At 70.4% G+C, this 25886-nt stretch carries 24 protein-coding genes and 1 pseudogene; 17 read left to right on the plus strand and 8 right to left on the minus strand.

What is annotated here, in order from left to right:
- Positions 1-573 (plus strand): annotated as a pseudogene (locus SSOG_RS56360) (amidohydrolase family protein); the annotation flags it as partial.
- An 82-nt stretch (positions 574-655) separates the two neighbouring features.
- Here SSOG_RS56360 and SSOG_RS26655 read toward each other — a convergent pair.
- Entirely contained in the window at positions 656-1603 is a 948-nt protein-coding gene (locus SSOG_RS26655; protein ID WP_009717367.1) for an RNA polymerase sigma factor SigF, read from the minus strand.
- 252 nt (positions 1604-1855) lie between these two features.
- On the opposite strand from SSOG_RS26655, the gene SSOG_RS26660 reads away from it, so the two are divergent.
- From SSOG_RS26660 to SSOG_RS26700, 8 genes are all read left to right on the plus strand, one after another.
- A complete protein-coding gene (locus SSOG_RS26660; protein ID WP_009717368.1) occupies positions 1856-2224 on the plus strand; it encodes an STAS domain-containing protein in 369 nt (122 codons plus the stop codon).
- Positions 2225-2407: 183 nt separating this feature from the next.
- Positions 2408-2917, plus strand: a complete 510-nt coding sequence (locus SSOG_RS26665; RefSeq protein ID WP_009717369.1) for an ATP-binding protein — start codon at positions 2408-2410, stop codon at positions 2915-2917.
- A 241-nt stretch (positions 2918-3158) separates the two neighbouring features.
- Positions 3159-3950 carry an LPXTG cell wall anchor domain-containing protein gene (locus tag SSOG_RS26670; RefSeq protein WP_039938782.1) on the plus strand — a complete coding sequence of 264 codons (792 nt, stop codon included), beginning with the start codon at positions 3159-3161 and terminating at the stop codon, positions 3948-3950.
- Positions 3951-3960: 10 nt separating this feature from the next.
- On the plus strand, positions 3961-4854 hold the full coding sequence (locus SSOG_RS26675) for a COG1470 family protein (RefSeq protein WP_009717371.1): 894 nt from the start codon (positions 3961-3963) through the stop codon (positions 4852-4854).
- Positions 4851-5873 (plus strand): neocarzinostatin apoprotein domain-containing protein, encoded by a 1023-nt coding sequence (locus SSOG_RS26680; RefSeq protein WP_050799979.1) that lies wholly within the window; start codon positions 4851-4853, stop codon positions 5871-5873. The genes SSOG_RS26675 and SSOG_RS26680 overlap by 4 nt, the downstream gene beginning before the upstream one ends.
- A 14-nt stretch (positions 5874-5887) precedes the next feature.
- A complete protein-coding gene (locus SSOG_RS26685) occupies positions 5888-7252 on the plus strand; it encodes a hypothetical protein (protein ID WP_039938783.1) in 1365 nt (454 codons plus the stop codon).
- 175 nt (positions 7253-7427) lie between these two features.
- The gene (gene dacB, locus SSOG_RS26690) at positions 7428-8828 is read left to right on the plus strand and encodes a D-alanyl-D-alanine carboxypeptidase/D-alanyl-D-alanine endopeptidase (RefSeq protein WP_039938784.1); all 1401 of its coding nucleotides are present in this window, start codon (positions 7428-7430) and stop codon (positions 8826-8828) included.
- Between the two features lie 426 nt (positions 8829-9254).
- Positions 9255-9830, plus strand: coding sequence for an AMIN-like domain-containing (lipo)protein (locus SSOG_RS26700; protein ID WP_039938785.1), 576 nt, complete (start codon positions 9255-9257; stop codon positions 9828-9830).
- Between the two features lie 81 nt (positions 9831-9911).
- On the opposite strand, the gene SSOG_RS26705 is transcribed toward SSOG_RS26700, so the two are convergent.
- The gene (locus tag SSOG_RS26705) at positions 9912-11441 is read right to left on the minus strand and encodes a peptide MFS transporter (protein WP_009717377.1); all 1530 of its coding nucleotides are present in this window, start codon (positions 11439-11441) and stop codon (positions 9912-9914) included.
- A gap of 339 nt (positions 11442-11780) precedes the next feature.
- Here SSOG_RS26705 and SSOG_RS26710 point away from each other — a divergent pair, with 339 nt between their 5' ends.
- Both SSOG_RS26710 and SSOG_RS26715 read left to right on the plus strand, forming a co-directional pair.
- Positions 11781-12461, plus strand: coding sequence for a response regulator transcription factor (locus tag SSOG_RS26710; protein WP_009717378.1), 681 nt, complete (start codon positions 11781-11783; stop codon positions 12459-12461).
- A 22-nt stretch (positions 12462-12483) separates the two neighbouring features.
- On the plus strand, positions 12484-13734 hold the full coding sequence (locus tag SSOG_RS26715) for an ATP-binding protein (protein ID WP_009717379.1): 1251 nt from the start codon (positions 12484-12486) through the stop codon (positions 13732-13734).
- A gap of 4 nt (positions 13735-13738) precedes the next feature.
- On the opposite strand, the gene SSOG_RS26720 is transcribed toward SSOG_RS26715, so the two are convergent.
- Positions 13739-14275, minus strand: coding sequence for a GtrA family protein (locus tag SSOG_RS26720; protein ID WP_009717380.1), 537 nt, complete (start codon positions 14273-14275; stop codon positions 13739-13741).
- A gap of 165 nt (positions 14276-14440) precedes the next feature.
- On the opposite strand from SSOG_RS26720, the gene SSOG_RS26725 reads away from it, so the two are divergent.
- The 4 genes from SSOG_RS26725 to SSOG_RS26740 all read left to right on the plus strand — a co-directional run bounded on the left by SSOG_RS26725 (position 14441) and on the right by SSOG_RS26740 (position 19128).
- Complete coding sequence (locus tag SSOG_RS26725) at positions 14441-15580, plus strand: 5-(carboxyamino)imidazole ribonucleotide synthase (RefSeq protein WP_009717381.1); 1140 nt, start codon at positions 14441-14443, stop codon at positions 15578-15580.
- Positions 15577-16110 (plus strand): 5-(carboxyamino)imidazole ribonucleotide mutase, encoded by a 534-nt coding sequence (purE, locus tag SSOG_RS26730; protein ID WP_009717382.1) that lies wholly within the window; start codon positions 15577-15579, stop codon positions 16108-16110. Before SSOG_RS26725 ends, purE begins: the two co-directional genes overlap by 4 nt.
- A 209-nt stretch (positions 16111-16319) precedes the next feature.
- A complete protein-coding gene (locus SSOG_RS26735) occupies positions 16320-17519 on the plus strand; it encodes a dipeptidase (protein ID WP_009717383.1) in 1200 nt (399 codons plus the stop codon).
- Between the two features lie 181 nt (positions 17520-17700).
- The gene (locus SSOG_RS26740; RefSeq protein WP_039938788.1) at positions 17701-19128 is read left to right on the plus strand and encodes an alkaline phosphatase family protein; all 1428 of its coding nucleotides are present in this window, start codon (positions 17701-17703) and stop codon (positions 19126-19128) included.
- A 96-nt stretch (positions 19129-19224) separates the two neighbouring features.
- Here SSOG_RS26740 and SSOG_RS26745 read toward each other — a convergent pair whose 3' ends face one another.
- Together SSOG_RS26745 and SSOG_RS26750 are read right to left on the minus strand one after the other, a co-directional pair.
- Positions 19225-19593: a VOC family protein gene (locus SSOG_RS26745; protein ID WP_009717385.1), complete on the minus strand. Its 369-nt coding sequence runs from the start codon at positions 19591-19593 to the stop codon at positions 19225-19227.
- A gap of 60 nt (positions 19594-19653) precedes the next feature.
- Positions 19654-20994 carry a UDP-glucose dehydrogenase family protein gene (locus SSOG_RS26750; protein ID WP_009717386.1) on the minus strand — a complete coding sequence of 447 codons (1341 nt, stop codon included), beginning with the start codon at positions 20992-20994 and terminating at the stop codon, positions 19654-19656.
- 190 nt (positions 20995-21184) lie between these two features.
- Here SSOG_RS26750 and SSOG_RS26755 point away from each other — a divergent pair, with 190 nt between their 5' ends.
- Positions 21185-22348: an acyl-CoA dehydrogenase gene (locus tag SSOG_RS26755; protein WP_009717387.1), complete on the plus strand. Its 1164-nt coding sequence runs from the start codon at positions 21185-21187 to the stop codon at positions 22346-22348.
- A 62-nt stretch (positions 22349-22410) separates the two neighbouring features.
- On the opposite strand, the gene SSOG_RS26760 is transcribed toward SSOG_RS26755, so the two are convergent.
- Both SSOG_RS26760 and SSOG_RS26765 read right to left on the minus strand, forming a co-directional pair.
- The gene (locus SSOG_RS26760) at positions 22411-23127 is read right to left on the minus strand and encodes a DUF6250 domain-containing protein (protein ID WP_009717388.1); all 717 of its coding nucleotides are present in this window, start codon (positions 23125-23127) and stop codon (positions 22411-22413) included.
- A gap of 134 nt (positions 23128-23261) precedes the next feature.
- Complete coding sequence (locus SSOG_RS26765) at positions 23262-24581, minus strand: LCP family protein (RefSeq protein WP_039938789.1); 1320 nt, start codon at positions 24579-24581, stop codon at positions 23262-23264.
- Between the two features lie 107 nt (positions 24582-24688).
- Here SSOG_RS26765 and SSOG_RS26770 point away from each other — a divergent pair, with 107 nt between their 5' ends.
- Positions 24689-25240, plus strand: a complete 552-nt coding sequence (locus SSOG_RS26770; protein ID WP_039941756.1) for an acyl-CoA thioesterase — start codon at positions 24689-24691, stop codon at positions 25238-25240.
- An 8-nt stretch (positions 25241-25248) separates the two neighbouring features.
- On the opposite strand, the gene SSOG_RS26775 is transcribed toward SSOG_RS26770, so the two are convergent.
- The coding region (locus SSOG_RS26775; protein ID WP_063631596.1) for an FHA domain-containing protein at positions 25249-25886 on the minus strand (638 nt) is incomplete at its 5' end.

A 25886-nucleotide genomic window follows, 5' to 3' on the forward strand; every position in this document is an offset into this window, starting at 1 on the left:
TCTGCGAGCGGGGCGCCTTCGACGGCGACCAGGCCCGCGCCGTCCTCACCGCGGGCAAGGAGCGCGGGCTCATCCCGCGCGTCCAAAAAAAACCAGCTCTCGTACGGCCCGGGTGTGCAGCTCGCCGTCGAGCTGGGCGCGGCCTCCGCGGACCACTGCACGCATCTCACCGACGCGGATGTGGACGCCCTGGCGCAGGGCGACACGGTCGCCACGCTGCTGCCCGGGGCGGAGTTCTCGACCCGCTCGACGTATCCGGACGCGCGCCGGCTGCTGGACGCGGGCGCCACGGTCGCGCTGTCGCCGGACTGCAACCCCGGCTCGTCCTTCACCAGTTCGATGCCGTTCTGCATCGCCCTGGCCGTACGGGACATGGGGATGACCCCGGACGAGGCGGTCTGGGCGGCCACCGCGGGCGGGGCGCGGGCGCTGCGCCGCGACGACGTGGGGCGCATCGCCCCCGGCGCCCGGGCCGATCTCGCGCTGCTGGACGCGCCCTCCCACGTCCATCTCGCCTACCGCCCCGGCGTACCGCTGGTCTCGGCGGTCTGGCGCGCGGGCACCCTGGTCTGAGGCCGGGCAGGAGCAGCACGAGGGCACGAATAAGGACCCGTCCCGGCAAGCGGGGGCGGGCCCTTACCCGTCTGCGGAAGCGTTACTCCTCGACCATCAGGCCCTTGCGGAGCCGACGGAGGGTGCGCGACAGCAGCCTGGAGACGTGCATCTGAGAGATGCCCAGTTCTTCGCCGATCTCCGACTGCGTCATGTTGGCGACGAAGCGCAGGGAGAGGATCTGCTTGTCCCGGGCGGGCAGGTCGGCGATGAGCGGCTTCAGGGACTCGACGTACTCGATGCCTTCGAGCCCGTGGTCCTCGTAGCCTATGCGGTCCGCCAGCGCGCCCTCGGAGTCGTCCTCCTCCGGCTGGGCGTCCAGCGAGCTGGCGGTGTACGCGTTGCTCGCGGCCATGCCCTCGACGACCTCGGCGGTGGTGATGTCCAGGCGCTGGGCCAACTCGTGCACGGTCGGCGCGCGGTCGAGGCGCTGCGCCAGCTCGTCACCGGCCTTGGCCAGGTCCAGCCGCAGCTCCTGGAGGCGCCTGGGCACGCGCACGGACCAACTCGTGTCCCGGAAGAAGCGCTTGATCTCGCCGACGATGGTCGGCATCGCGAAGGTGGGGAACTCGACGCCCCGGCCCGGCTCGAACCGGTCGATGGCCTTGATGAGGCCGATGGTGCCGACCTGGACGATGTCCTCCATCGGCTCGCTGCGGGAGCGGAAGCGGGAGGCGGCGAACTTGACCAGTGCCAGGTTCAGCTCGACCAGGGTGTTCCGGACGTAGGCGTACTCGTGGGTGCCTTCTTCGAGTACCTCGATGCGCTCGAAGAGCGTCTTCGAGAGGGCCCTCGCGTCGACCGGACTCACCGTCTCAAACGACGGGATTTCCGGCAGATCAGACAATTCGGTCAGTTCGTCGAAGGAATAACCGGCGAGCGCCTGGGCATCCGCATCAGGGACGAACTGTTCGGGTACGTGAGCCGACGAGACGGTCGCCCTGGTACTCCAAGACGGGTCGGTACGCGAGTCGTCGAGCTGGGGTGACATAGTCTCCTCCGTCGTTCTCGGCATATGGCTGCCGATGCCATGACGTGCTGCTCCGGTGAGCGGCGCCTCCAAAGCCGGGCCGTGTTCGTATGTGTCCCTACTACGCCTACCCGTATTCGTTGGTGCGTGGCAAGTCCACGTTGTCCATATTTGCCGAACTATGCGAAATGTTCGGCTACCGGAGGACCGGTCAAAGGCGTAAGGTTCATTGCGCGCAATCGAAAGCAACGAGACGCCAGAAGAGGTGCGCACATGGACCGCGGGATGGTCGGCAGCGCCAGCAAGGGCCGACTCCAGGTCGAGGTTCGGCACCACGGGGCGAGCGCGGTCGTGACACCGACGGGGGAGTTGGACCACCACACCGCCGAGGTGCTGCGGGAACCCCTGGAGCAGTGCGTGGAGGGGGGTCGCGTACGGCTGGTCGTGGACTGCTCACATCTGGAGTTCTGTGATTCCACCGGGCTCAACGTGCTGCTCGGCGCCCGCCTGAAGGCCGAGGCCGAGGGTGGGGCGGTCCACCTCGCCGGGATGCAGCCCGTCGTTGCCCGCGTGTTCGAGATCACAGGCGCGGAGGCCGTCTTTACGGTCCATGAATCGCTTGACGCAGCGCTGGTCGAGTGATCTCCGCCACTCCTGTTTCCGGTGTGTCGGCTGTGTGTCATCGAGGCGTTGTCCGCGTCACACGAGCCGTACCGGAGAAGTGGGTGTTCTCACGCTTTGGCCGGGCAGGAGACAGGCTGAAACTGTTGAAGAGATCAGGTATCCCTTGTCCCTGAATCGGTGAATCGGTGAGGTGAAGCGCTGATGAGCACCACCCGGCCGTACCCGCCGGGCGACCGCGGCCCGGATCCGGACGGCCCTGCCGCTTCGGCTGCCCCACCGGCCACTCCACCCCCCGGGCGGATCCGTCAGCTCCGCAGGCTCCATCTGATCGGGGCCAGCGGCGCCGTGCCGCGCGCCCGGGACTTCACGCGCGAGGCGCTGCGTGACTGGGGCTGGCTTCCGGCCGCGACCGCCGACCAGCGGGCCGCCGCGGAGGATGTGCTGCTCGTCGTCTCCGAGCTGGTCACCAACGCCTGTCTGCATGCCGACGGACCCGAGGAACTGCGGGTCAGCTGCAACGCGAAGGTGCTCCGTCTCGAAGTGGTGGACCTCGGCACCGGTACGCCCGCCCCGCGCACCCCGCACCGCGCCGGTCGGCCCGGTGGCCACGGGATGTTCATCGTGCAGCGGCTGTGCCTCGACTGGGGGGTCGTGCGGAACGCGGAGGGATCCGGTAAGACCGTCTGGGCCGAGCTGGCCGCGCCCGCCTGAAGAGCACGGCCCCGGCCCCGCTCCGCCCGGGTGCTGAGCGCCCTCTAGTCCGGGCCGTCATCGGCCCGTCCGGCATGCCCCGGTTCTTCCGGTCGTGGTGCCGCACCCCGTTCATCCATGTCACGCCGATTCGGCGTGCTCTGTGTCTTCCCTCGACAAGGTCCCCGGCGTACTGTCGGCGCCCGATCTGATGTGCCGTCAGTTGCATTCGGCTGCGGCGCTTGACGAGAGGGGATCTCAGGTGTCCCAACCACAACGCCGTGCGGCCGGCCGCGGCGGTGCCCTCACGTTGGCCGCGGCCGTGGCCGGTTCTGCGGTACTGCTCACCGCTCCGGCCGCCCACGCGGCCACGGTGGACGTCAACTATCAGTGCAAGACGCCGATCGGCGACAAAAGCGCCGTATCGCCCATCGACATCAAGGGCGTTCCGAGCGGCAGCGCCTACAAGCTGACCATGTCCTTCGAGAAGGGCGTCTCCTCCAGCCCCGTGGAACTGGGCAAGGGGGCCATGCATCCGAGCGCGCTCATCAAGCTGGGTGGCGCGGAGACCGGCACGGTGTCGGTGTCGGGTCCCGCCAACGACAAGGCCATTCCCGCCAATACGCCCATCAAGATCAGCACGCTGACGGGCACGTACACCCCCAAGAAGAGCGGAAAGGTCACCTTCACCGCCTCGACCCTGACCATCAAGGCGCTGGGCACGACCACGACCTGTACGCCGGGCAACAGCCCCAAGCCCTCGCTGACCCTGGACGTCACGGCCACGAGTGGATCCGGCGGCTCCGACTCCACCGGGGGGACGAGCGGCAGCGGCGGTACGAGTGGCAGTGGCGGTACGGACAGCACGGGCGGTACGAGGAGCACGGGCAGCACCGGCAGCACCGGCGGTACGGGCAGCACCGGCGGCAGCCAGCTGCCGCAGACCGGACCCACCGACTCCGCCATCGCGCTCGGCACCCTCGGCGGCACGGTGCTCCTCTCCGGAGCGGCCGGGGCGCTCTGGCTGACCCGCCGCCGGCGGGCCACCCCCTAGCGACGCGGCCATGCCGTCCCGTACCGGCGCCGCCTTACGCGCGGCCGCCGCGGTAGCTGTTGCGACGGTGCTGCTGGGCGCGCCCCCGGCGCCCGCCGCTGCCGCCGGGCCCGGCTGGTCGGCGGCGCCCGCACCCGGCGCGGGCAGCGCGCCGGACGCCACCGACCGGCCGTACTTCTACCTGGAGGGGCGGCCCGGCACCGTACTCCAGGACAAGCTCTCCGTCACCAACAAGGACCAGCGCCCCCACACCCTCCGGCTCCGGAGCGAGGGGGCCCAAGGGGCATGGCTCGCGTTCGCCGACCGCACGGTGAAGGTTCCGGCCCGCACCCGCGCCGATGTCCCCTTCACCGTCACCGTGCCGCCCGACGCGGCGCCCGGCGACCGCTCCGGTGCGCTCGTCGTCACCGGCGGCGGCCACCGGACCGGCGTACGGATGCATCTGCGGATCAGCGGGGCCACGCTGTCCGCGCTCTCCGTCGAGGACGTACGGGTCGTACGGACCGGGTCCGGCGGCGGGGCGGCCATCCGCTACGCCGTCGTCAACCGTGGCAACACCGAGCTGACGCCACGGCTGGCCGTACGCGCCGACGGCCTCTTCGGCGCGGTGCTGCGCCGGGACGCCCGCACCCTCCCCGTCCAGGTGCCGCCGGGCAAGCGGGTGCGGTTCACCGAGCGCTGGCCGGACGCCCCCGCCCTCGACGCGGTGGACGTGAAGCTCACCGTCACCGCGGGCGGCGGGGCGCACGCGGCGGCCTCCGCCACGTACACGGCCGCCCCCGGGTGGCTGCTCGCCGCCGCGGCGGCCGCGGCGCTGGGCATGGCGGGCGGTGGCGGCGCGTGGCTGTTCCGCAGACGCAAACGGAGCCGGATGGACGGCACGGAGTCAGGAGCGAGCGCGTGAACGCCGGTACGCACCACCGTCGGTACGCCGGGCTGCTGGCCGCCCTGCTCACCGCGCTCGCCCTCGTCGTACCGCCCCCCGGGCCCGCCGCCGCGGCCGACGGACGCCCGGCCGTGACGGTGTCCCGGGAGCAGGCGGGCACGGGCGGCACGGTCACCGTGAGCGGCACCGGCTGGCGGCCGCGCGCCCTGCTCACCCTGCTCATCTGCGGTCAGAACATGATCGGCGGCACCAACTCCTGCGCCAACGCCGAGGGCAGGGCGCTCACCACCGGAGCGGACGGAACGTTCCACCGGAAGCTGCCGGTCGCCGAACCGCCCAAGCCGTGCCCGTGCGTCGTCCATGTCGCGACCGTCACCGGCGAAGCCGCCGCCGCGGACGTGGCGTTCAAGGTCGCCGGGCATCCCGTCGAGCCCCTGCCCGAACAGCGCACCGGCGGTGAGCGGCTCAGCGTGCTCTCCGCTCGGCTCGACGGCTCCAGCGGGCTGCTGACCTGGTTCGGCGCGCCACCGCAGCGACGGCTCGTCGTCACCGTCGGCAATCTCGGCTCGACCGCCGCCCGCGATCCGGTCTTCCAGGTGGGCACCTCGCACGGCGTCTTCGCCCCCGGCTGGGAGGAGCAGCAGTGGCGGGGCACCATCGAGCCGGGGAAGAAGGCGCAGGTCAAGCTGCCCGTCGAGCTGTCGGCGGCCGCGCACGGCGACTACCAGGTGTCGCTCAAGTACGGGCGCAAGGTGCTCGTCGAACAGCCGTGGGGCGTGGGGCGGCCCTGGGGCGTCACCCTCTTCTGGATCCTGCTGTGCGTCGTCGTCCCGGCGGCGGTCTTCCGTATCGGCATGGCCGTCGTGGACAAGGTACGGCCGCGCACACCCCCGACCGCTCCGATCCCCCTGGTCACTACCGCGCGGGGCGGCACCGCACTGCCCTGGTTCACCCCGGACACCCTGCCGGGGGCACCGACGCACCACCTTTCCGCACCGTCCGAGGAGAACCGACCGAACCCGAAGGGAACGACGTGAGGACGCAACGAAGAGTGAGTGCGGCGGCCGTCGCACTGCTGCTCGGCGGTGCGGGCGTGCTGCTCGGCGCGAGCACCGCATACGGCGCCGAGGTCTCGTACGAGACCGAATGCCTGCCGCCGCCCATCTCCGGACTGCCCCCCGTGCAGGGCACCACGACCGTGGACGTGCAGGCCCCGGCGACGGCCAAGGTCGGCGACGAGGTCGAGGTGGTGTGGAAGACGGTCCAGGCCGCCTCCAAGAACCCGCCGATCCTGGACCTGGAGGAGAACACCGTCAAGCCCACCGGCACGCTCACGGTGGGCGGCGCGCAGACCGGTGAACTGGCCATGGAGGGGCCGCGGGAGAATCCGGCGATCCCCAAGGACAGCCCGATGAAGCTGTCGGACATGAAGGCCAAGCTGAAGCTGACGAAGGCCGGTGAGGTCACGCTGACGCCCGGTGCGTACAACATCAACGTCAGCAAGCCGCTGGAGACCGACACCAAGTGCGCGGCGAAGGAGACCGTGAAGGCGGGCGCCACCATCAAGGTGACGGAGGGCAGCACCTCGGGCGGCACCACCAGCGGGACGACGTCCGGAACCACCTCGGGAACCACGTCCGGCACCACTTCCGGTACGACGTCCGGCACCACGAGCGGAACCACCTCCGGCACCACATCCGGAACTACCTCCGGCACCACCAGCGGCACCACCGCCGGTGGCGGCGACGGTGGCGACGACTCGTTCACCGGCAAGGAGGTGCAGGTCGAGTACGCCTGCAAGACGCCCATCGGCGACAAGACCGCGACCTCCCCGGTCCGCATCGACGCCACCAAGAGCGGCGGCAGCTTCGCCCTGACCGTGAAGTTCGGCAAGTCCGTGATGGACAGCCCGGCCGACATCCCCGCGGATTCGGTCAAGCCGTCCATGGCGGTCAAGGTCGGCGGCGCGGACAAGGGCACGGTCGCCGTCGAGGGCCCGACCAACAAGGAGCCCATCAAGTCCGGTGCCCCGATCGAGATTCCGGATCTGACCGGCACCTACAAGCCGGGCGCGAGCGGCAAGTCGACGCTCACCCCGGGCGTGCTGACGGTCAAGGCGCTCGGTACGACCACCACCTGCACCCCCGCCAAGGACCCCGGCACCTCGCTGGAGCTGGACACCACGCAGCAGCCCGGCGGCGCCTCGGGCGGCACCTCCACGTCCGGCGGGACCACCGCCTCCGGCGGCACCGGCACTTCGGGCAGCGGCAGCGGCACCAGCGGCGGACTCGCCGAGACCGGCTCGGACGACCGCGGCGGCCTCACGGCGCTCGGTCTGATCGCCGGTACGACGATCCTGCTCGGCGGCGCGATCTTCACCCTCACCCCGTGGCGCAAGCTGCGCGGCACCCGCTGACCGAACCCGCTTCGCCCCGCCCCACACCGTGCGGCGGGGCGAACCGCTGTGCCGCAAGCTTGCGTTAGCGGGACGTTAGCCGATGCCCTCTAGCCTGTGGCCTGCACGAGCGCACCGTGGAGCCGGTCAGGGACCCGCCCGGTCGCTCCCCCCACAGAGCCATCAGGAACTTCATATGGACGCCGTTCGCACCGATCCCGAATCCCCCTCCACCCCCCACGCTCCCGGGCGGCACCGGCACCGCAAGCCCAAGGCGATGAGTACGGCCGCCCGCCGCGCCCTCGTGCTCGCCGCGACCGCGCCGGTGGCCGGGGCCGTGTTCGCCGGGCCGTCGTTCGCCGCCGACAAGACCGCCGCGGCCGCCACGGTCGGCTCCCCGGACGCCGCGGAGCCGCTCAGCGCTGCGGACCTCAGTGATGCCGACCGTGCGATGGCCGCGAAGCTCGGCGAGCGCATCAACAACCCGAGCCTGGCCAACGACGGCAGCAGCCTCAGCGGCGTGGTGCTGGACTCCGCGTCGGACGAGGTGATCTGGGGCCACAACGCCTCGACCGCCCTGATGCCCGCCTCCAACACCAAGCTCGCCACCGCCACCGCCGCCCTCGACCAGCTGGGCCCCGAGCACCGGGTCGCCACCAAGGTCGTCTACAGCAACGGCACCCTCACCCTCGTCGGCGCCGGTGACCGCACCCTGAGCAGCGACGATCTCGGCGAGATGGCGCGGACGGCCGTCGACGGGCTGAAGGCGGCGGGTGTGACGAACGTGAAGGTCCGCATCGACGACAGCCTCTTCCCGGAGCCCACCCTGGCCGAGGGCTGGCGGGCCGACTACTACGACGACCAGGTCGCCCCCGTCCGCGCCCTGTCGGTCGACGGCAAGCTCTCCGCGGACACCTCCCTGGACGCCGGGAAGGTCTTCGCGACCAAGCTCGCCGACCGTGGCGTCACCGTCGACGGCGACGTCACGCGCGGGACGGCGGGCGTCGGCGATGTGCCGGTGGCGCAGAAGGTGTCGCCCACGGTGGCCGAGCTGGTCCGTACGATGCTCAAGACCAGCAACAACGACATGGCCGAGACGCTGCTGCGGCTGACCGCCGTCAAGGCGGGACAGCCCGCCACGTTCGAGGGCGGTACGGCGGCCGTACGGCAGGTGCTGGGCGAGCGGTACGGCATCCCGCTCGACAACGTCGTCCTGCACGACGGCAGCGGCCTCTCCCGCGCCACCCGGATCCCGGCCGCCACGATCGCGGCCATCCTGGACAACGCCACCGAACCGCGTCATCAGTACACGCTCGGCCCGATCCTGGAGGGCCTCCCGGTTGCCGGTGAGGCGGGCAGCACCCTCGGACCGGAGTACGCGCGCTTCGACGACCCGAACTCGAAGTGCGCCGTGAACAAGGTGCGGGCGAAGACCGGCACGTTGACCGGCGCGATCGCCCTCAGCGGGGTGACCCAGGGCAAGGACGGGCGCTGGAAGGTGTTCTCCTTCGTGGAGAACAACTCCACCGCCCAGAACTCCGAGATCACGGACGCCATGGACGGCCTGGCCGCCACGGTCAACGGCTGCTGGGCTTGAGAAGCGGCTTTTCATCCCCCGGTTCTGAGTGGCCTGGCCCCACACCGCGGCAGTCACCTGGCCCACCGACGGCGCGCCGCCGGCCGCCGACCCCATCGACTCCTCGGCAGCCAGGCCATGATGTTGCTCCCGGCCGAGTCGACCCGGCGGAAGGAGCGCTTGGCGGCCGTGAACGTGATCGGGAGCAGCACGCCGACGGTGGCGCCGAATCCGATGCCGCTCGCCGGCCAGTACGCGGCGAGATCCCACAGCTCGTCACCGAGCCACAGCGACACCAGCGTGCCGCGCAGCAGCAGGGTGGATTGCGCGCCATCCGGGTCAAGTTCAGGTACTTTCGCTAAAGATTCCCGGCGATGACAACCTCCCAGCCCTCATGACCGGTCAAGACGTGCGTACCAACTCACTTCGATATTCCGGAGGTTGGAGATGCGACGTTTGGGAACCGCGATCGCGGCGATCGTGCTGGCGGGCGCCGGGCTGGCGGGCACGGCGGGGGCGGCCCAGGCCGCGACCACGGGCACGTCGGCGGCGTGCGCGACCGGCTGGGGCAGCGGCGAGAAGACGGAGTCGTTCAGCAGCGCGAAGCCGCTGGTCAACATCAGAACCGGTCAGCACGAGTGCTACGACCGCATGGTCTTCGACATCAAGGGCGCGACGGCCGCCGACAAGGCGTTCGTCTGGGCCGGTTACGTCGACGCCATGTACCAGAACGGCTCCGGTGACCCGATCCCGGTCAACGGCGGCGCGATCCTGGAGATCCACGTGGGCGCGGCCAGCTACTCGCAGAGCGGGGGTACGACGTACCCCGGCAAGGTCGGCCAGCAACTCCCGGGGGTGGACGTCTCGGGTTACAAGACCTTCCAGGACACCCGCTTCGGCAGCAGCTTCGAGGGCGAGACCCAGATCGGGGTGGGAGTGCGGGCGCGGCTGCCGTTCCGCGTCTCCCAGTCGGAAGGCAAGGTGATCGTGGACGTGGCCCACTCCTGGAACTCCGCGAGCTGAGCCCGCACACCGTGACGGCCCGCGGCGGCGGGCCGTCACGGCCGGGCATCGGTTCCGGGGCCGGGCCCTTTTCCGTACGTGTCAGTGCACGTCGGCCATGAGCGCCACGACCTTCTTGCGGTACATGAACACCGCGACACCGGCGAGCGCCGCCGCGGTCGCCTCCAGGGCGATGACGCCCGGACCGCTCAGGTCGACCCCGGCGATGGACAGCAGCCCCGTGACGCAGTCGCCGGCGGTGACGGCGAGGAACCACACGCCCATCATCTGGCTGGCGTACTTCGCGGGCGCCATCTTGGTCGTCACCGACAGGCCGACCGGCGAGACACACAGCTCGCCCATGGTCTGGATCATGTAGATCGACACCAGCCACAGCGGGCTGACCTTCGTCCCGTCCCCGGCCGCCTGCATCGGCAGCACGAAGACGAAGAACGACAGGCCGATCATGAACAGGCCGAAGGCGAACTTCAGCGTGGTGTTCGGCTCCCGGTCGCTCCGCGCGAGCCACAGCCACAGCCAGGCGAAGACCGGGGCCAGCGCCATGATCATCAACGGGTTCACCGACTGGAACCACGAGGACGGGAAGTGCAGCCCGAAGATCGTGTCCGCGGTCTTGGTGTCGGCGAAGGCGGCCATGGTGGAGCCGCCCTGGTCGTAGATCATCCAGAACACGGCCGCGGCGGCGAAGAACCAGATGTAGCCGCTGACCTTGGTCTGCTCGACCTCCGACAGCTCCTTGTCGCGCTTGATCCGCACCAGCACCCCGATCGGGATGATCAGGCCGAGCAGCGTGATCGGGACCAGCGCCCAGTTGAGCGTCCACTGACCGCTGAGCACCACGCCGGTGTAGAAGACGGCGGTGATGGCCGTCCAGAGCAGGCCCTTGCGCACCCAGGACCGGCGCTCCTCGGCCACCAGCGGCGTCGGCACGGTGCTGCTCTCGGGGCTGAGGTGGCGGGTGCCGATCAGGAACTGGACCAGGCCCAGCGCCATGCCGAGCGCGGCGAGCGCGAAGCCCAGGTGCCAGTTGTACGACTGGCCGACGGTGCCGATCACCAGCGGGGCGGCGAAGGCGCCGAGGTTGATGCCGATGTAGAAGATGGTGAAGCCGCCGTCGCGGCGCGGGTCCTGCGGTCCGTCGTACAGCTGGCCGACCATCGTGGAGATGTTGGCCTTGATCAGACCGGAGCCGAGCGCGACCAGCGCGAGGCCGACGAAGAAGGTCGGCTCACCGGGGACGGAGAGCGCGAGATGCCCGGCCATCACGATCCCGGACGCCACCACGACCGTCTTCCGCGGGCCCCAGACCCGGTCGCCGAACCAGCCGCCCGGCATGGCCAGCAGATAGACCATGGCCAGGTAGACCGAGTAGATGGCCACCGCGTTGCCCTCGGTCATGCCGAGGCCGCCGCCCTGACCGCCGTCCTTGGCGTCCGGGCCGCCGGAGATCAGATAGACGACGAGGAGCGCTCTCATGCCGTAGAAGCTGAAGCGCTCCCACATTTCGATCATGAAGAGCGTGGCGAGGCCGCGCGGGTGGCCGAAGAAGGTCTTGCCACCGCTGGCAGGAGAATCCTGCGCGGTCGCGCCCTTCGACATGCTGGACGCCATGTGGGGGTTCCTTACAAGGACTCAGGGGTGCACTGCCGCGCGTCAACACGCGTAGAAGCGCCCGTGGGGGTGGCTGAGCGCCGGGCGGCTCGCTGGTCGTTGCCGGCTCCGTCCGTTCCGCTGACTCCCGATGTCCGGACCCGGGCATGAGAGAGACCTTCGGCGCGTCGAACCCACCAAAGGTCCCGGAGGAGTGCTACAGACGTTGTTTCACCATACGACACGCACTTGACACTCTCGGGTGAGACATAGATCACGAACGGGTGTGCAACCGGTCGTGCTCCCCGCGTCCCCACCTGCGCGCCCCGTGCGTGAACCCCGGCGGACTACCATCACCTCATGACCCGAGTTTTGCTCGCCGAGGATGACGCATCGATCTCGGAACCCCTGGCTCGCGCCCTGCGCCGTGAGGGGTACGAGGTGGAGGTGCGGGAGGACGGACCCACCGCGCTCGACGCCGGTCTGCAAGGAGGCGTCGATCTGCTCGTCCTCGACCTCGGGCTGCCCGGGATGGACGGACTGGAGGTCTGTCGCCGGCTGCGCACCGAGGGCCATGGCTTCCCGGTGCTGGTGCTCACCGCACGCGCCGACGAGGTGGACACCGTGGTCGGCCTGGACGCCGGTGCCGACGACTACGTCACCAAGCCCTTCCGCCTCGCCGAGCTGCTCGCCCGCGTCCGGGCCCTGCTGCGCCGCGGCGCCGTCGAGACCCAGGCCCAGGCGCCCGCCACCCACGGGGTCCGCATCGACGTCGAGTCGCACCGCGCGTGGATGGGCGAGGAGGAGCTCCAGCTGACCGCGAAGGAGTTCGACCTGCTGCGGGTCCTGGTGCGCGACGCAGGTCGGGTCGTCACCCGCGACCAGTTGATGCGCGAGGTGTGGGACACCACCTGGTGGTCCTCCACCAAGACGCTCGACATGCACATCTCCTGGCTCCGCAAGAAGCTCGGGGACGACGCCGGCAACCCCCGCTACATCGCCACCGTCCGGGGTGTCGGCTTCAGGTTCGAGAAAAGCTGACGGGGGCTGACACGGTAGGACCATGCGCCGTCGCTTGATCAACTCCACGCTCGCCGTGGTGCTCGTCGTCATCGCCGTCTTCGGCGTCTCGCTGGTCATCGTCGAGACCCGGACCATCGAGAACAGCGCCCAGGAGAGCGTCAGCTCGGACGCGGTGCGGCTCGTCAGCATCGTGGACAGCAGGCTGCTCGGCGGCGAGGGCGTCACCCACAAGGTGCTGCGCGAGCAGATCGAACCCGGGCGCTACGCCCTGATCACCATCCCGAACCACCCGGACGTCGAGATCGGCAAGCGTCCCGAAGGCAGCGTCATCTCCTCCGAGGAGCACGGCGAACAGGGCGAGACGGTACGGGTCGAGGCGTCCCGTACGACGGTGAGCCGGGAGATCGGCCGCACCATGCTGATCATCCTGGCGGTGGCGCTGCTCGCGGTCCTCGCTGCGGTCTTCCTCGCCGTACGGCAGGCGCACCGGCTCTCCGCGCCGCTCACCGACCTCGCCGAGACCGCCGAGCGGCTGGGCTCCGGCGACCCGCGGCCGCGCCACCGCCGCTACGGGGTGCCCGAACTGGACCGGGTCGCCGACGTCCTGGACGCGAGCGCCGAACGCATCGCCCGGATGCTCACCGCCGAGCGGCGGCTCGCGGCCGACGCCTCGCACCAGCTGCGGACGCCGCTGACCGCGCTGTCCATGCGGCTGGAGGAGATCACGCTCACCGACGACCCGGAGACCGTCAAGGAGGAGGCGTCGATCGCGCTGGGCCAGGTCGAGCGGCTCACCGACGTCGTCCAGCGGCTGCTGACGAACTCGCGCGACCCGCGCAGCGGCTCCGCCGTCGCCTTCGACCTGGACGAGGTCGTCAAGCAGCAGATCGAGGAGTGGCGCCCGGCCTCCCGCAGCGAGGGGCGCGCCATCGTGCGCTCCGGCAAGAAGGGGCTGCGGGCGGTCGGCACCCCGGGCGCCGTCGCCCAGGTGCTCGCGACGCTCATCGAGAACTCGCTGATGCACGGCGACGGTACGGTCGCCCTGCGCACCCGGGTCACCGGCAACCAGGCGGTCGTCGAGGTCACCGACGAGGGCCCGGGCGTACCGCCCGATCTCGGCGCGCGGGTCTTCGAGCGGACGGTCAGCGGACGGAACTCCACCGGGCTCGGCCTCGCGGTCGCCCGCGATCTGGCGGAGGCGGACGGGGGACGGCTGGAGCTGCTCCAGCCCCATCCGCCGGTGTTCGCGCTGTTCCTGAGCCGCGTGGCGGACGACATCCGCCCGGCGTAGGGCCTTACTTGCGGACCGGCTGCATGTCGTTGCGGCGGGTGGTCCGGGCGGGCGGATTCTCCGCGAGTATCGCCTCCGCGCTCTCCACGGCCTCCCGTGCGGGCATCGCCCGGAACACCCAGGTCCGGTAGGACCAGAAGCGGAAGAGGGTGCCGATGCCGATGCCGAGGAACTTGAAGACGTTGCTCGCGAGCGAGCTGTCCCAGCCGAAGCCGTACGTCGCCGTGTAGAGCACCCCGTTCTCGATGATCAGGCCGATCGCGCTGAACAGCAGGAACAGGCTGAGCTCCTTGGTGCGCCCCTGCTTGTCCCGGTCGCGGTAGGTGAAGTACCGGTATCCCAGGTAGTTGAAGCAGGTCGCCACCACCGTCGCCACGATGCTGGCCCGCACCACCGGAAGCTCGGTGACGCTGCGGACCAGATTGAAGACGGCGAGGTTGACGAAGACGCCGGCACCGCCGACCACCCCGAACTTCGCGATCTCCCGGGCGAGCCGCCCCACCTGGGTGCTCAGCCCGCCGAGCATGCGTCGTTCACTCATGGTGATCGTTCAGCCCCGTTTCGTCAGCATCGACAACATCTCCCCATGCTAACCAGCGCCGGGGACACTCGCCCGGAGGCCGCGAACACAAGTCCGGTCTGCCTATCTGGAGGATCATCCAAGTGCAGGTCAGGGGCGGTGGTGGCGAGAAGTTACCCTTGGAGGGTGACATTTCCGGTAGTCGGCATGGTCGGCGGCGGCCAGCTCGCCCGCATGACCCACGAGGCGGGCATCCCCCTCGGCATCAGGTTCAAGCTGCTCAGTGACACCCCCCAGGACTCGGCGGCCCAAGTCGTCAGCGATGTCGTCATCGGCGACTACCGCGACCTGGAGACGCTTCGTGCGTTCGCACAAGGTTGTGATGTGGTCACGTTCGACCACGAGCACGTCCCGGCTGAGCATCTGCGCGCGCTGGAGGCGGACGGCGTCGTCATCCGCCCCGGCATCGAGGCCCTGCTGCACGCCCAGGACAAGGGCGTGATGCGGGAGCGGCTGTACGAGGCCGGGGTGCCGTGCCCCCGCCACCGCATCGTCGCCGACCCGGAGGACGTGGCGCGCTTCGCGGAAGAGGGCGACGGCTTCCCCGTCGTCCTCAAGACCGTGCGCGGCGGCTACGACGGCAAGGGCGTGTGGGTCGTCCGCAGCGTGGAGGACGCCGCCGACCCGTTCCGGGCCGGGGTCCCCGTCCTCGCCGAGGAGCTGGTCGACTTCGCGCGTGAGCTGGCCGCCAACGTCGTGCGCTCCCCGCACGGACAGGCCGTCGCCTACCCCGTCGTGGAGTCGATACAGGTCAACGGTGTCTGCGACACCGTCATCGCCCCCGCCCCCGGTCTCTCCGAGGCGCTCTCCGCCCAGGCCCAGGAGCTGGCGCTGAAGATCGCGGCGGAGCTGGGCGTGGTCGGCCACCTCGCCGTCGAACTGTTCGAGACCAAGGACGGCCGCATCCTCGTCAACGAGCTGGCGATGCGCCCCCACAACTCCGGCCACTGGACCCAGGACGGCGCCGTCACCTCCCAGTTCGCCAACCATGTGCGCGCGGTCCTCGACCTGCCGCTCGGCGCGCCGAACACCCGGGCGAAGTGGACCGTGATGACCAACGTCCTCGGCGGCGACTACCCCGACATGTACGCGGCCTACCTCCACTGCATGGCCCGCGACCCCGGGCTGAAGATCCACATGTACGGCAAGGGCGTGAAGCCCGGCCGCAAGGTCGGCCACGTCAACACCTACGGCGACGACCTGGCCGACGTCCGCGAGCGCGGCCGTCACGCCGCCGACTACCTCCGAGGGACCATCACCGAATGAGCGCTCCTGTGCCCGCGATCGGCATCGTCATGGGCTCCGACTCCGACTGGCCGGTCATGGAAGAAGCCGCCAAGGCCCTCGACGAGTTCGAGATCCCGTACGAGGTGGACGTCGTCTCGGCGCACCGGATGCCGCGCGAGATGGTCGCGTACGGCGAGAACGCCGCCCCCCGCGGCCTCAAGGCCATCATCGCGGGCGCCGGCGGCGCCGCCCACCTGCCGGGCATGCTCGCCTCGGTGACCCCGCTGCCGGTGATCGGCGTGCCGGTGCCGCTCAAGTATCTGGACGGTATGGACTCGCTCCTGTCGATCGTCCAGATGCCGGCGGGCGTCCCCGTCGCCACGGTCTCCATCGGCGGCGCCCGCAATGCGGGCCTTCTCGCCGCCCGTATCCTCGCCGCGCATGACGCGGAGCTTCAGGGGCGGATGCGGGAGTTCCAGGACGAGCTGAACGAACAGGCCACGGAGAAGGGCAAGCGCCTCCGGGCCAAGGTGGACGGCCCCCCGTCCTTCGGCTTCGCCCACGGCTGACGGGTCCCCCCGCGCTATTTGTTCCCCACCCCGCCTCTTCCCGCAGTATCGATATGCGGCTCCGCCGCGTGGGAGGCTCTGCCCCAGCCCCCGCAACGGTGGCCGGGGCGGAGCCCCGGGTTCGGGGAGGGGCGGGGTGGGGAACAGGCCGCCACGAGGCGTTGCGGCGGGCCCGTGACTTCGGCGACCGCCCGTACGAAAATGCCCGGATGACCGATCACCTCGCGCACGCCCGCCACCTGCTGGCCGCAAACCCCGTCGTGGACGGCCACAACGACCTCCCCTGGGCCCTGCGCGAGCAGGTCCGCTACGACCTCGACCAACTGGACATCGCCACCGACCAACGGCAGCGCACCCACACCGACATCCCCCGCCTCCGCGAAGGCGGCGTCGGCGCCCAGTTCTGGTCGGTCTTCGTCCGCTCGGACTTCAGCGGGGACACGGCCGTCAGCGCCACCCTCGAACAGATCGACGTCGTACGCCGTTTGACCGAGCGATACCCGGACGACCTCCGGCTGTCGCTCACCGCCGACGACGTGGAGGCGGCCCGCGCCGAGGGCCGGATCGCGTCGCTGATGGGGGCCGAGGGCGGGCACAGCATCAACTGCTCCCTGGCGACCCTCCGCGCCCTGTACGACCTCGGGGTGCGCTACATGACGCTCACCCACAACGACAACATCCCCTGGGCGGACTCGGCGACGGACGAGCCGAGGGCGCACGGCCTGACCCGCTTCGGCGAGGAGGTCGTCCGCGAGATGAACCGCCTCGGGATGCTGGTCGACCTCTCCCACGTCTCGGCGGACACGATGCGCGACGCGCTCCGGGTGACCGAGGCGCCGGTCGTCTTCTCGCACTCCTCCGCCCGCGCGGTCTGCGACCATCCGCGCAACATCCCGGACGACGTCCTGGCCGCGCTCAAGGAGAACGGCGGGGTGGCGATGGCCACGTTCGTACCGAAGTTCGTGCTGCCGGAGGCGGTCGACTGGACGAAGGCGGCGGACGACAACATGCGTGCGCACGGGCTGCATCCGCTGGAGCTGACGGAGGCCGCGAAGAAGGTGCAGCGCGCCTTCGAGGAGGCCCATCCGCGGCCGACGGCAACGGCGGCCACCGTCGCCGACCATCTCGACCACATGCGCGAGGTGGCGGGGGTCGACCACATCGGCATCGGCGGCGACTTCGACGGCACCGCGTTCACCCCGTCCGGCCTGGACGACGTCGCCGGTTACCCGAACCTCATCGCGGAGCTGCTCGACCGCCGCTGGTCCGAGGCCGAACTCGCCAAGCTGACCTGGCAGAACGCCGTCCGGGTGCTGCGTGAGGCGGAGGCCGTGGCGCGCGGGCTGCGCGCGGTCCGGGGGCCGTCCATCGCGACCATCGACCAGCTGGACGGCGCCCCCGACGCCTGACCCACGCGGGTCACCACCCGCCCCCGCATGAGCCACCAACGCCCCCTTTACCGGGGCTTGGTGGCTTTGCGATGTGTTGATGCATCGTTCACGTAATTCGCCTCTTCCCCGTCGCCGGCGGAGCGAGAGAGTCATCAGCGGTCTGACGATCTCTCATGCACAGAAACGGGAAAGAGGCGTTATGCCCGACTTCACCCGCCGTAGACTCCTTGGTGCCGCCGCCGGCTCGCTCGGTGCGGGCGCGGCCATGACGCTGCTGCCGCCGAGCGTGCAGCAGGCGATAGCCGCCGGGCCGCCGCAGGGCGGCTCGCTCGACGACATCGAGCACGTCGTCCTGCTGATGCAGGAAAACCGCTCGTTCGACCACTACTTCGGCACCCTCAAGGGAGTGCGCGGGTTCGCCGACCCGGACGCCCTGACCCTCTCCACCGGCAAGTCGGTCTTCCACCAGCCGGACGAGGTGAACCCGGACGGCTACCTCCTCCCGTTCCGCCTGGACACCCGCTCCACCAGCGCCCAGGCCATCCCCTCCACCAGCCACGCCTGGTCGGTGCAGCACGAGGCGTGGAACGGCGGCGCCATGGACAAGTGGCTCCCGGCCCACCGCAAGGCCGACGGCGAGAATGGGCCGTACGTCATGGGCTACCACACCCGTGAGGACATCCCGTTCCAGTTCGCGCTGGCCGAGGCGTTCACCGTCTGCGACAACTACTTCTGCTCGGTCTTCGGCCCCACCTGGCCCAACCGGCTGTACTGGATGACGGGCACCATCGACCCGGCCGGGGTCAAGGGCGGCCCGGTCCTGGAGAACAAGGCGCCCAAGCCGTACCGCTGGACGACGTACGCCGAGCGCCTCCAGAAGGCGGGCGTCAGCTGGAAGGTCTACCAGGAGGAGGACAACTACGGCTGCAACCTCCTGGAGGAGTTCCAGCAGTTCCAGGACGCCAGGCCGGGCGATCCGCTGTACGACCGCGGCATGGTGCACAGCCCCGCCGGGACGTTCGAGGGGGACGCCCGCAACGACCGGCTGCCGACCGTCTCCTGGATCATCCCGACCGCCGAGGTCTCCGAGCACCCGGACTACCTCCCGGCGGCCGGTGCCGACTACGTGGCGTCCAAGATCGAGGCCATCGCGTCCAACCCGGACGTATGGCGCAAGACCGTCTTCATCCTCAACTACGACGAGAACGACGGCCTGTTCGACCACGTACCGCCGCCCACCCCGAAGGCCGGGACCGTGGACGAGTTCGTGGGCGGCCTGCCCATCGGCGGCGGCTTCCGGGTGCCCTGCCTCATCGTCTCGCCGTGGACGGTGGGCGGCTGGGCCGCGGGCCAGGCGTTCGACCACACCTCGGTGCTCCAGTTCCTGGAGCGGCTGACGGGGGTCAAGGAGCCCAACATCAGCGAGTGGCGCCGCCGTACGTTCGGCGACCTCACCTCGGCCTTCGGCTTCGGCAACGCCGCGCCCGAGCCGCCGAAGCTGCCGGATGACACCGCCGAGCAGCTGGAGAAGGCCAAGGAGGACGTCGAGAACCTCCCCAAGCCCACCCTCCCGGGCGCCGACCAGAAGCCCCCGAAGCAGGAGAAGGGCCGCCGCCCCCGCCGCTGAACCGTTTCGCGTACGGACTCGCGTACGGACCCGCGTACCGACTTGCGTACGTACGCCGCCCCCGCCGGACGTCACCCGGCGGGGGCGGCGGGGCGCTCAGGGGCGGATCAGGCAGAAGGGGTGCCCCGCGGGGTCGGCGAAGACGCGGAAGTCCCGCTTCCCGCCGTCGTCGTCGAGGTCCAGCGCCTTCGCCCCCAGCGCCAGCACCTGCTCCTGCGCCTCCGCCATGTCGGTCACGTCCAGGTCGAGGTGCAGCTGCTGCGACTCCTTCGCCGACGGCCAGCTCGGCGCGACGTAGCCGGGCGCCTCCTGGAAGGCCAGCCGCGCCCCGCCGGGCAGGAAGAGATCGACCCACTCCTTGCCCTCGTTCTTGATCTCACCGCCCAGTACCTGCTGGTAGAAGCGGGCGAGCGCGGTGGGGTCGGGGCAGTCGACGGCGATGACGTTCAGTTTGGCAAAGGCCATGGCTCCTCCTCGAGTCCCGGCCCGGGTTACCGCCCCGGGACCCGACAAACCGGGCAGGGCTCACGCCATGGGGCGGCCCAGGGCGCGGTAGGTCCAGCCCGCGTCGCGCCAGTAGTCGGGGTCGAGGGCGTTACGGCCGTCCAGGATGCGGCGCTCGGCGACCATCTCGCCCAGGCCCACCGGGTCCAGCTCGCGGAACTCCCGCCACTCGGTCAGGTGCAGCACCGCATGGGCGCCCCGGACCGCCTCCAGGGCGCTCGGGGCGTAGGCGAGGGTCGGGAAGAGGGCGCGGGCGTTGTCCATGCCCTTGGGGTCGAAGACGGTCACCTGGGCGCCCTGGAGCTGTATCTGCCCGGCCACGTTGAGCGCGGGGGAGTCCCGTACGTCGTCGGAGTCCGGCTTGAACGTGGCGCCCAGCACCGCCACCCGCTTGCCGAGGAAGCCGCCGCCGACCGCCTCGCGGGCCAGCTCGACCATATGGCCGCGGCGCCGCATGTTGATCGAGTCGACCTCGCGGAGGAAGGTCAGGGCCTGGTCGGCGCCCAGCTCACCGGCGCGGGCCATGAAGGCGCGGATGTCCTTGGGCAGGCAGCCGCCGCCGAAGCCGATCCCGGCCCGCAGGAATTTCTTGCCGATCCGCTCGTCGTAGCCGATGGCCTCGGCGAGCTTGACCACATCGCCGCCCGCCGCCTCGCAGACCTCGGCCATGGCGTTGATGAACGAGATCTTCGTGGCGAGGAAGGAGTTCGCCGAGGTCTTCACCAGCTCGGCGGTCGGGAAGTCGGTCACCACGAACGGCGACCCCTCCGCGATCGGCGTCGCGTACACATCCCGCAGCACCTTCTCGGACCGGTCACTGGTGACCCCGACCACGATCCGGTCCGGGTGCAGCGTGTCCTCGACGGCGAAGCCCTCGCGCAGGAACTCCGGGTTCCACGCCAGCTCGGCGTCCGCACCGGCGGGGGCCAGCTCGGCGAGCCGCGCCGCGAGCCGGTCCGCGCTGCCGACCGGGACGGTGGACTTGCCGACGACCAGCGCCGGGCGGTGGAGATGCGGGGCGAGCGATTCCACGGCGTTGTCGACGTAACGCATGTCACACGCGTACTCGCCGTGCTTCTGCGGGGTGTTCACGCAGATGAAGTGGACGTCACCGAACTGCCCGGCCTCCTCGTAGGAGCTGGTGAAGCGCAGCCGCCCGGTCGCGCCCGGGGCGCCCGCCACATGCCGCTTCAGCAGATCTTCCAGACCTGGTTCGTACATGGGCACCCGGCCCTCCGAGAGCATCGCGATCTTCTCGGGCACGATGTCCAGGCCCAGCACCTCGAAGCCCAGCTCGGCCATGGCCGCGGCGTGGGTCGCGCCCAGGTAGCCGGTGCCGATCACGGTGATCTTGAGGGCCATGCGGTGCTCCAGAAGCGTCGGTCTCAGATGCGCTGCCTGAGCATAGTCGTCGCCCCCGACAGCGCTCAGCGGCATCTTGTCGGGAAGCTCACGTACAGGGCACGTATACGGGGAGGGGCGGCGGCCCTAGAATTCAGTTACTTAACGGTAGTTAGCACAGTAGGCAGCACCACAGGGGAGTGAGAAGACCTTGGCGTCCTCGGGAAACGCAGACTTCGACCTGTACCGGCCGTCGGAGGAGCACGACATGCTCCGCGATTCGGTCCGCTCGCTCGCCGAGGCGAAAATAGCCCCCTTCGCGGCCGAGGTCGACGAGGAGGCCCGCTTCCCCCAGGAAGCGCTGGACTCCCTGGTGGCCAGTGATCTGCACGCGGTGCACGTGCCCGAGTCGTACGGCGGCGCCGGTGCCGACGCGCTCGCGACCGTGATCGTCATCGAGGAGGTCGCCCGGGTGTGCGCCTCCTCCTCCCTGATCCCCGCGGTCAACAAGCTGGGCTCGCTGCCGGTCATCCTGTCCGGCTCCGAGGAGCTGAAGAAGAAGTACCTGGGCCCGCTCGCCAAGGGCGACGCGATGTTCTCGTACTGTCTCTCCGAGCCCGACGCGGGCTCGGACGCGGCCGGTATGAAGACCAAGGCGGTCCGCGACGGCGACTTCTACGTACTCAACGGCGTCAAGCGCTGGATCACCAACGCCGGGGTCTCCGACTACTACACGGTGATGGCCGTCACCGACCCCGAGAAGCGCTCCAAGGGCATCTCCGCCTTCGTCGTGGAGAAGGACGACGAGGGCGTGTCCTTCGGCGCTCCCGAGAAGAAGCTCGGCATCAAGGGCTCGCCGACGCGTGAGGTGTATCTCGACAACGTCCGCATCCCCGCCGACCGCATGATCGGCGCCGAGGGCACCGGCTTCGCCACCGCCATGAAGACCCTCGACCACACCCGCATCACCATCGCCGCCCAGGCCCTCGGCATCGCCCAGGGCGCCCTGGACTACGCCAAGGGCTATGTCCAGGAGCGCAAGCAGTTCGGCAAGCCGATCGCCGACTTCCAGGGCATCCAGTTCATGCTCGCCGACATGGCCATGAAGATCACGGCCGCGCGCGCCCTCACCTACCAGGCCGCCGCTGCCTCCGAGCGCGTCGACGCCGACCTCACCTTCCAGGGCGCCGCCGCCAAGTGCTTCGCCTCGGACGTGGCGATGGAGGTCACCACGGACGCCGTCCAGCTCCTCGGCGGCTACGGCTACACCCGTGACTACCCGGTCGAGCGCATGATGCGCGACGCCAAAATTACCCAGATTTATGAAGGAACGAACCAGGTCCAGCGCGTCGTCATGGCGCGCAACCTGCCGTAGTCCGCATCACGGAGGGCGGGGGCGTCGTACGCGGCGCCCCCGCCCTCCGTCATGTCCGCCGGTCAGTGGCGGGGACGCCAGACCGAGAAGTCCGCAAGGCGGAAGTGGCTTGCCACGGTGCGGAAGCCGAACCAGCCGCTGGTGTACGGCTCGGGGTCCCGGTAATCGCAGAGCAGCTCGCCGTTGCTCCAGTACTGGACGGTCCGCCCGGCGGACACCAGTCGCACCCGGTGCGGGGCGTTCGGCGTGAGCAGCGGTTCGGTGAGGTCGAAGAGCAGCGGGCGGTTGCCCGCCTCGCCGACGTAGCGGCGCATGCGGGTGGTGGTGTTGAGGTTGGCCCCGTAGCCGACGTAGTAGGTCTTCAGCAGGTCGTAGTCGGCGAAGGTGCCGCTGCGCGGCGTGGCGAAGAGGTCGCCGGGGGAGCGGACGTCGCGGGCGTTCCAGAAGGCGTTGAGGTCGGTCACATGGTCGTTGGGGCCGCCCGCCGCGACCGGGGTGGCCGTGTACTCGATCACGTAAGGACCGGTCAGCTCGCGGGTGAACCAGACCGTGGCGCCGCCCGGTACGTCGACGTCCAGCACCCCGTGCCGGGCCCGCACCGTCCCGCCGCTCTCCAGCTCGGCGGTCCACTGGCGGGTGCCGTGGCGGAAGTCGTCGTGGGCGATCCGGGTCCAGCCCCGGTGGCGGGCCGCGGCGAGGGCGGTCGGGGCCACGGCGGTCGCGGCGGCCGTCGCGGCGGCGAGCGTGATCAGGCGTCTGCGGGAACGGTGGTACGTCATCGCGGTGCGGTTCCTTCCGGGAGGGTTGAACCGTTTCAATGCGTAGCGCGGGACGAACCTAACAGACGACCGCCGCCGGGCGCTCGGCCCGGCGGCGGTCGTCTCTGCGTCTCCGCGTCTTTACATCTGCTCGGTCAGTTGCTGGAGACCGTGACCTTCTCGTCGTTCTTCAGCTCGCTCACCAGCTGCTTGACCTTGGGCATGTCCCACTGGATCGCGCTGCCCTTGGGAGTGGACAGGCCGGGGTTGGAGACGGGCATGTTCATCTGCTTGCCCTCGCCGCCGGAGACGCTCTTCATCGCGAAGAACATGTCCTTCAGGTCCCACAGGCTCATGTCCTTGTCGACGATCAGGCTGTCCAGGCCGGCGCCCATCATCGGGTAGAGCTTGAAGGGGTTCATGACCGTGCCCGGCGAGGCCGCCTTGTTGGCCAGCGCGGACAGGAACTTCTGCTGGTTCTTGGTGCGGTCCAGATCGCCGCCCGCGAGGCCGTAGCGCTGCCGGACGAAGCCGAGCGCCTGCTGACCGTCGAGGGTCTGCTTGCCCTTCTTGAGGTCGTTGCCGGACTTCTTGTCCTTCATGTCCTGCGGGATGTCGATCTCGACCCCGCCGACCCCGTCGACGATCTTGGCGAAGCCGTCGAAGCCGATCTCCGCGTAGTGGTCGATCTTCAGGCCGGTGTTGTACTCGATGGTCCGCGCGAGCAGCTGCGGGCCCTCCGAGGAGTACGACGCGTTCAGCTTGTTCTGGCTCGCCGGGATCCGGTTGCCGGACGACGAGCCGGTGAAGGCCGGGATGGTGACCCAGGAGTCACGCGGGAGGCTGACCATGGTGTTCCCGTTCTCACCGACGTGGAGCAGGATCATGGAGTCGGTCCGGCGGCCCTCGGCGGAGCCGGTGTGCAGCTTCTTCTTGTCCTCCGCGGACATGCCCTCGCGGCTGTCCGAACCGACGATCAGGTAGTTGGTGCCCTTGCCGCCGGTCGGCCGGTCCTCGACCTTGCTGAGGTCGACCTCGCGCTTGAGCTTGCCGTCGGCCCAGAAGTACGTACCGATACCGACCGCGAGCAGCAGCACCACCAGGGTGACCAGGCCGACGGTTATCCGGCGCTTCCAGTTCACGGGTCCTCCCGCCCGGCCCCCACGGCCGCGACGCCCACCACCACCGCCGCCAGGACCACCGGGGCCACGGCCGCCGCCGTAGACCTGGCCGGTGTTGTACCCGTCGCCGCCCTGGCCGCCGTAGTCGTCATAGCTCGGGGAGGGCCGCGGGACGTTCCCCCGCGGCGAGAGCTCCGGGGGCAGCGGCGGCTCGGCGGGCTGCTGCCCGCCGCCGCCCGGCGCCGCCCGCCGTACCTGCGGCATGGAGCGGGCCCCCTCTGGCTGGGGGCTACCGCTGCCGCGTCCGTACCGGTCGTTGCGGTCACCGGTCCAACCCTGGGGCCATTCGCTCATGCATGGCAGTGTGCCTGGTCGGCCCCGCTGTCATACAGGGCGGGTGCCGGATCGGGGCATGGCTGTTGCAGAGCTGATAAGAAGCTGGTCCGCATATGGTGGACGGCATGACCAAACAGGCCCAGGGCGTGGATGTGGACCTTCCGGGCAAGCCCACGTCCGCCTCCCGCACCACGCTGTCGCACATCATGACCGGCAGCGACACCAACCTCCTCGGCACGGTCCACGGCGGCGTGATCATGAAGCTCGTGGACGACGCCGCCGGGGCCGTCGCCGGACGGCACTCCGAGGGCCCCGCGGTCACCGCCTCGATGGACGAGATGGCCTTCCTGGAACCGGTCCGCGTCGGCGACCTCGTCCATGTGAAGGCCCAGGTCAACTGGACCGGACGGTCCTCCATGGAGGTCGGCGTACGGGTCCTGGCCGAGCGCTGGAACGAATCGACCCCCGCCACCCAGGTCGGCAGCGCCTACCTGGTCTTCGCCGCGGTCGACGCCGACGGCAAGCCCCGCACCGTCCCCCCGGTCATCCCGGAGACCGAACGCGACAAGCGGCGCTACCAGGAGGCCGAGATCCGCCGCACCCACCGGCTGGCCCGCCGCCGTGCGATCAAGGAGCTGCGCGCCCGGCGCGCCGCGGAGGGCCCCGAGGAGCTGTAAGGCGCCGGTCAGAGGGTGTCGATCAGCGCCAGGTCCGGCGGGACCAGGGTGGTCGACAGCATCAGGGCGCGGATCAGGTGGTCGTTGAGCGCGTTGCCGACCGGTTCGCCGACCTCCTCGCGGGTCAGCCAGGGCACGCCGTCGCGGGACAGGGTCATGCGGACCCGGTTGACCAGGTGCTCGACGCGCTTCTCGCGCCAGCCCGCCGCGGGGCGCAGCTCGGCGAGCTGTTCGGCGGTCTGCTTCCAGGTGAGCGGCTGGGGCCGCGGTTCGTGGCGGAGGTAGCGCTGGCCGAGGACGACGAGGGCGAGCTTCTCCTCCTCGGTGAGCACCCACACCCGGGGCGGGCGGGTGACGTCGCCGGGGCGGGGTACGGGCGGCTCGTCCTCGGGGCCGGTGACGAACAGTTCCAGCAGGTGTTCGCGGTCGCCCGAGCCGCGGACGAACAGCGGGGTGTAGCCGGTGGCCAGGGGGAGTGGTTCCTCGCCGGTGAACAGCAGCCGGGCCGGGAAGCGGAGGGGCAGCCGCCCTGTGCTGGTCACCCACCAGCGGCCGTCGCGGTGGGTCAGCCTGCCGTGCCGGCGGCTGACCTGGGCATCGTCCTCGCCCAGGCACACATGCACCTCGGGCCGGTTGCGGCCGAAGA

This window comes from Streptomyces himastatinicus ATCC 53653 (assembly GCF_000158915.1).
GTDB lineage: Bacteria > Actinomycetota > Actinomycetes > Streptomycetales > Streptomycetaceae > Streptomyces > Streptomyces himastatinicus.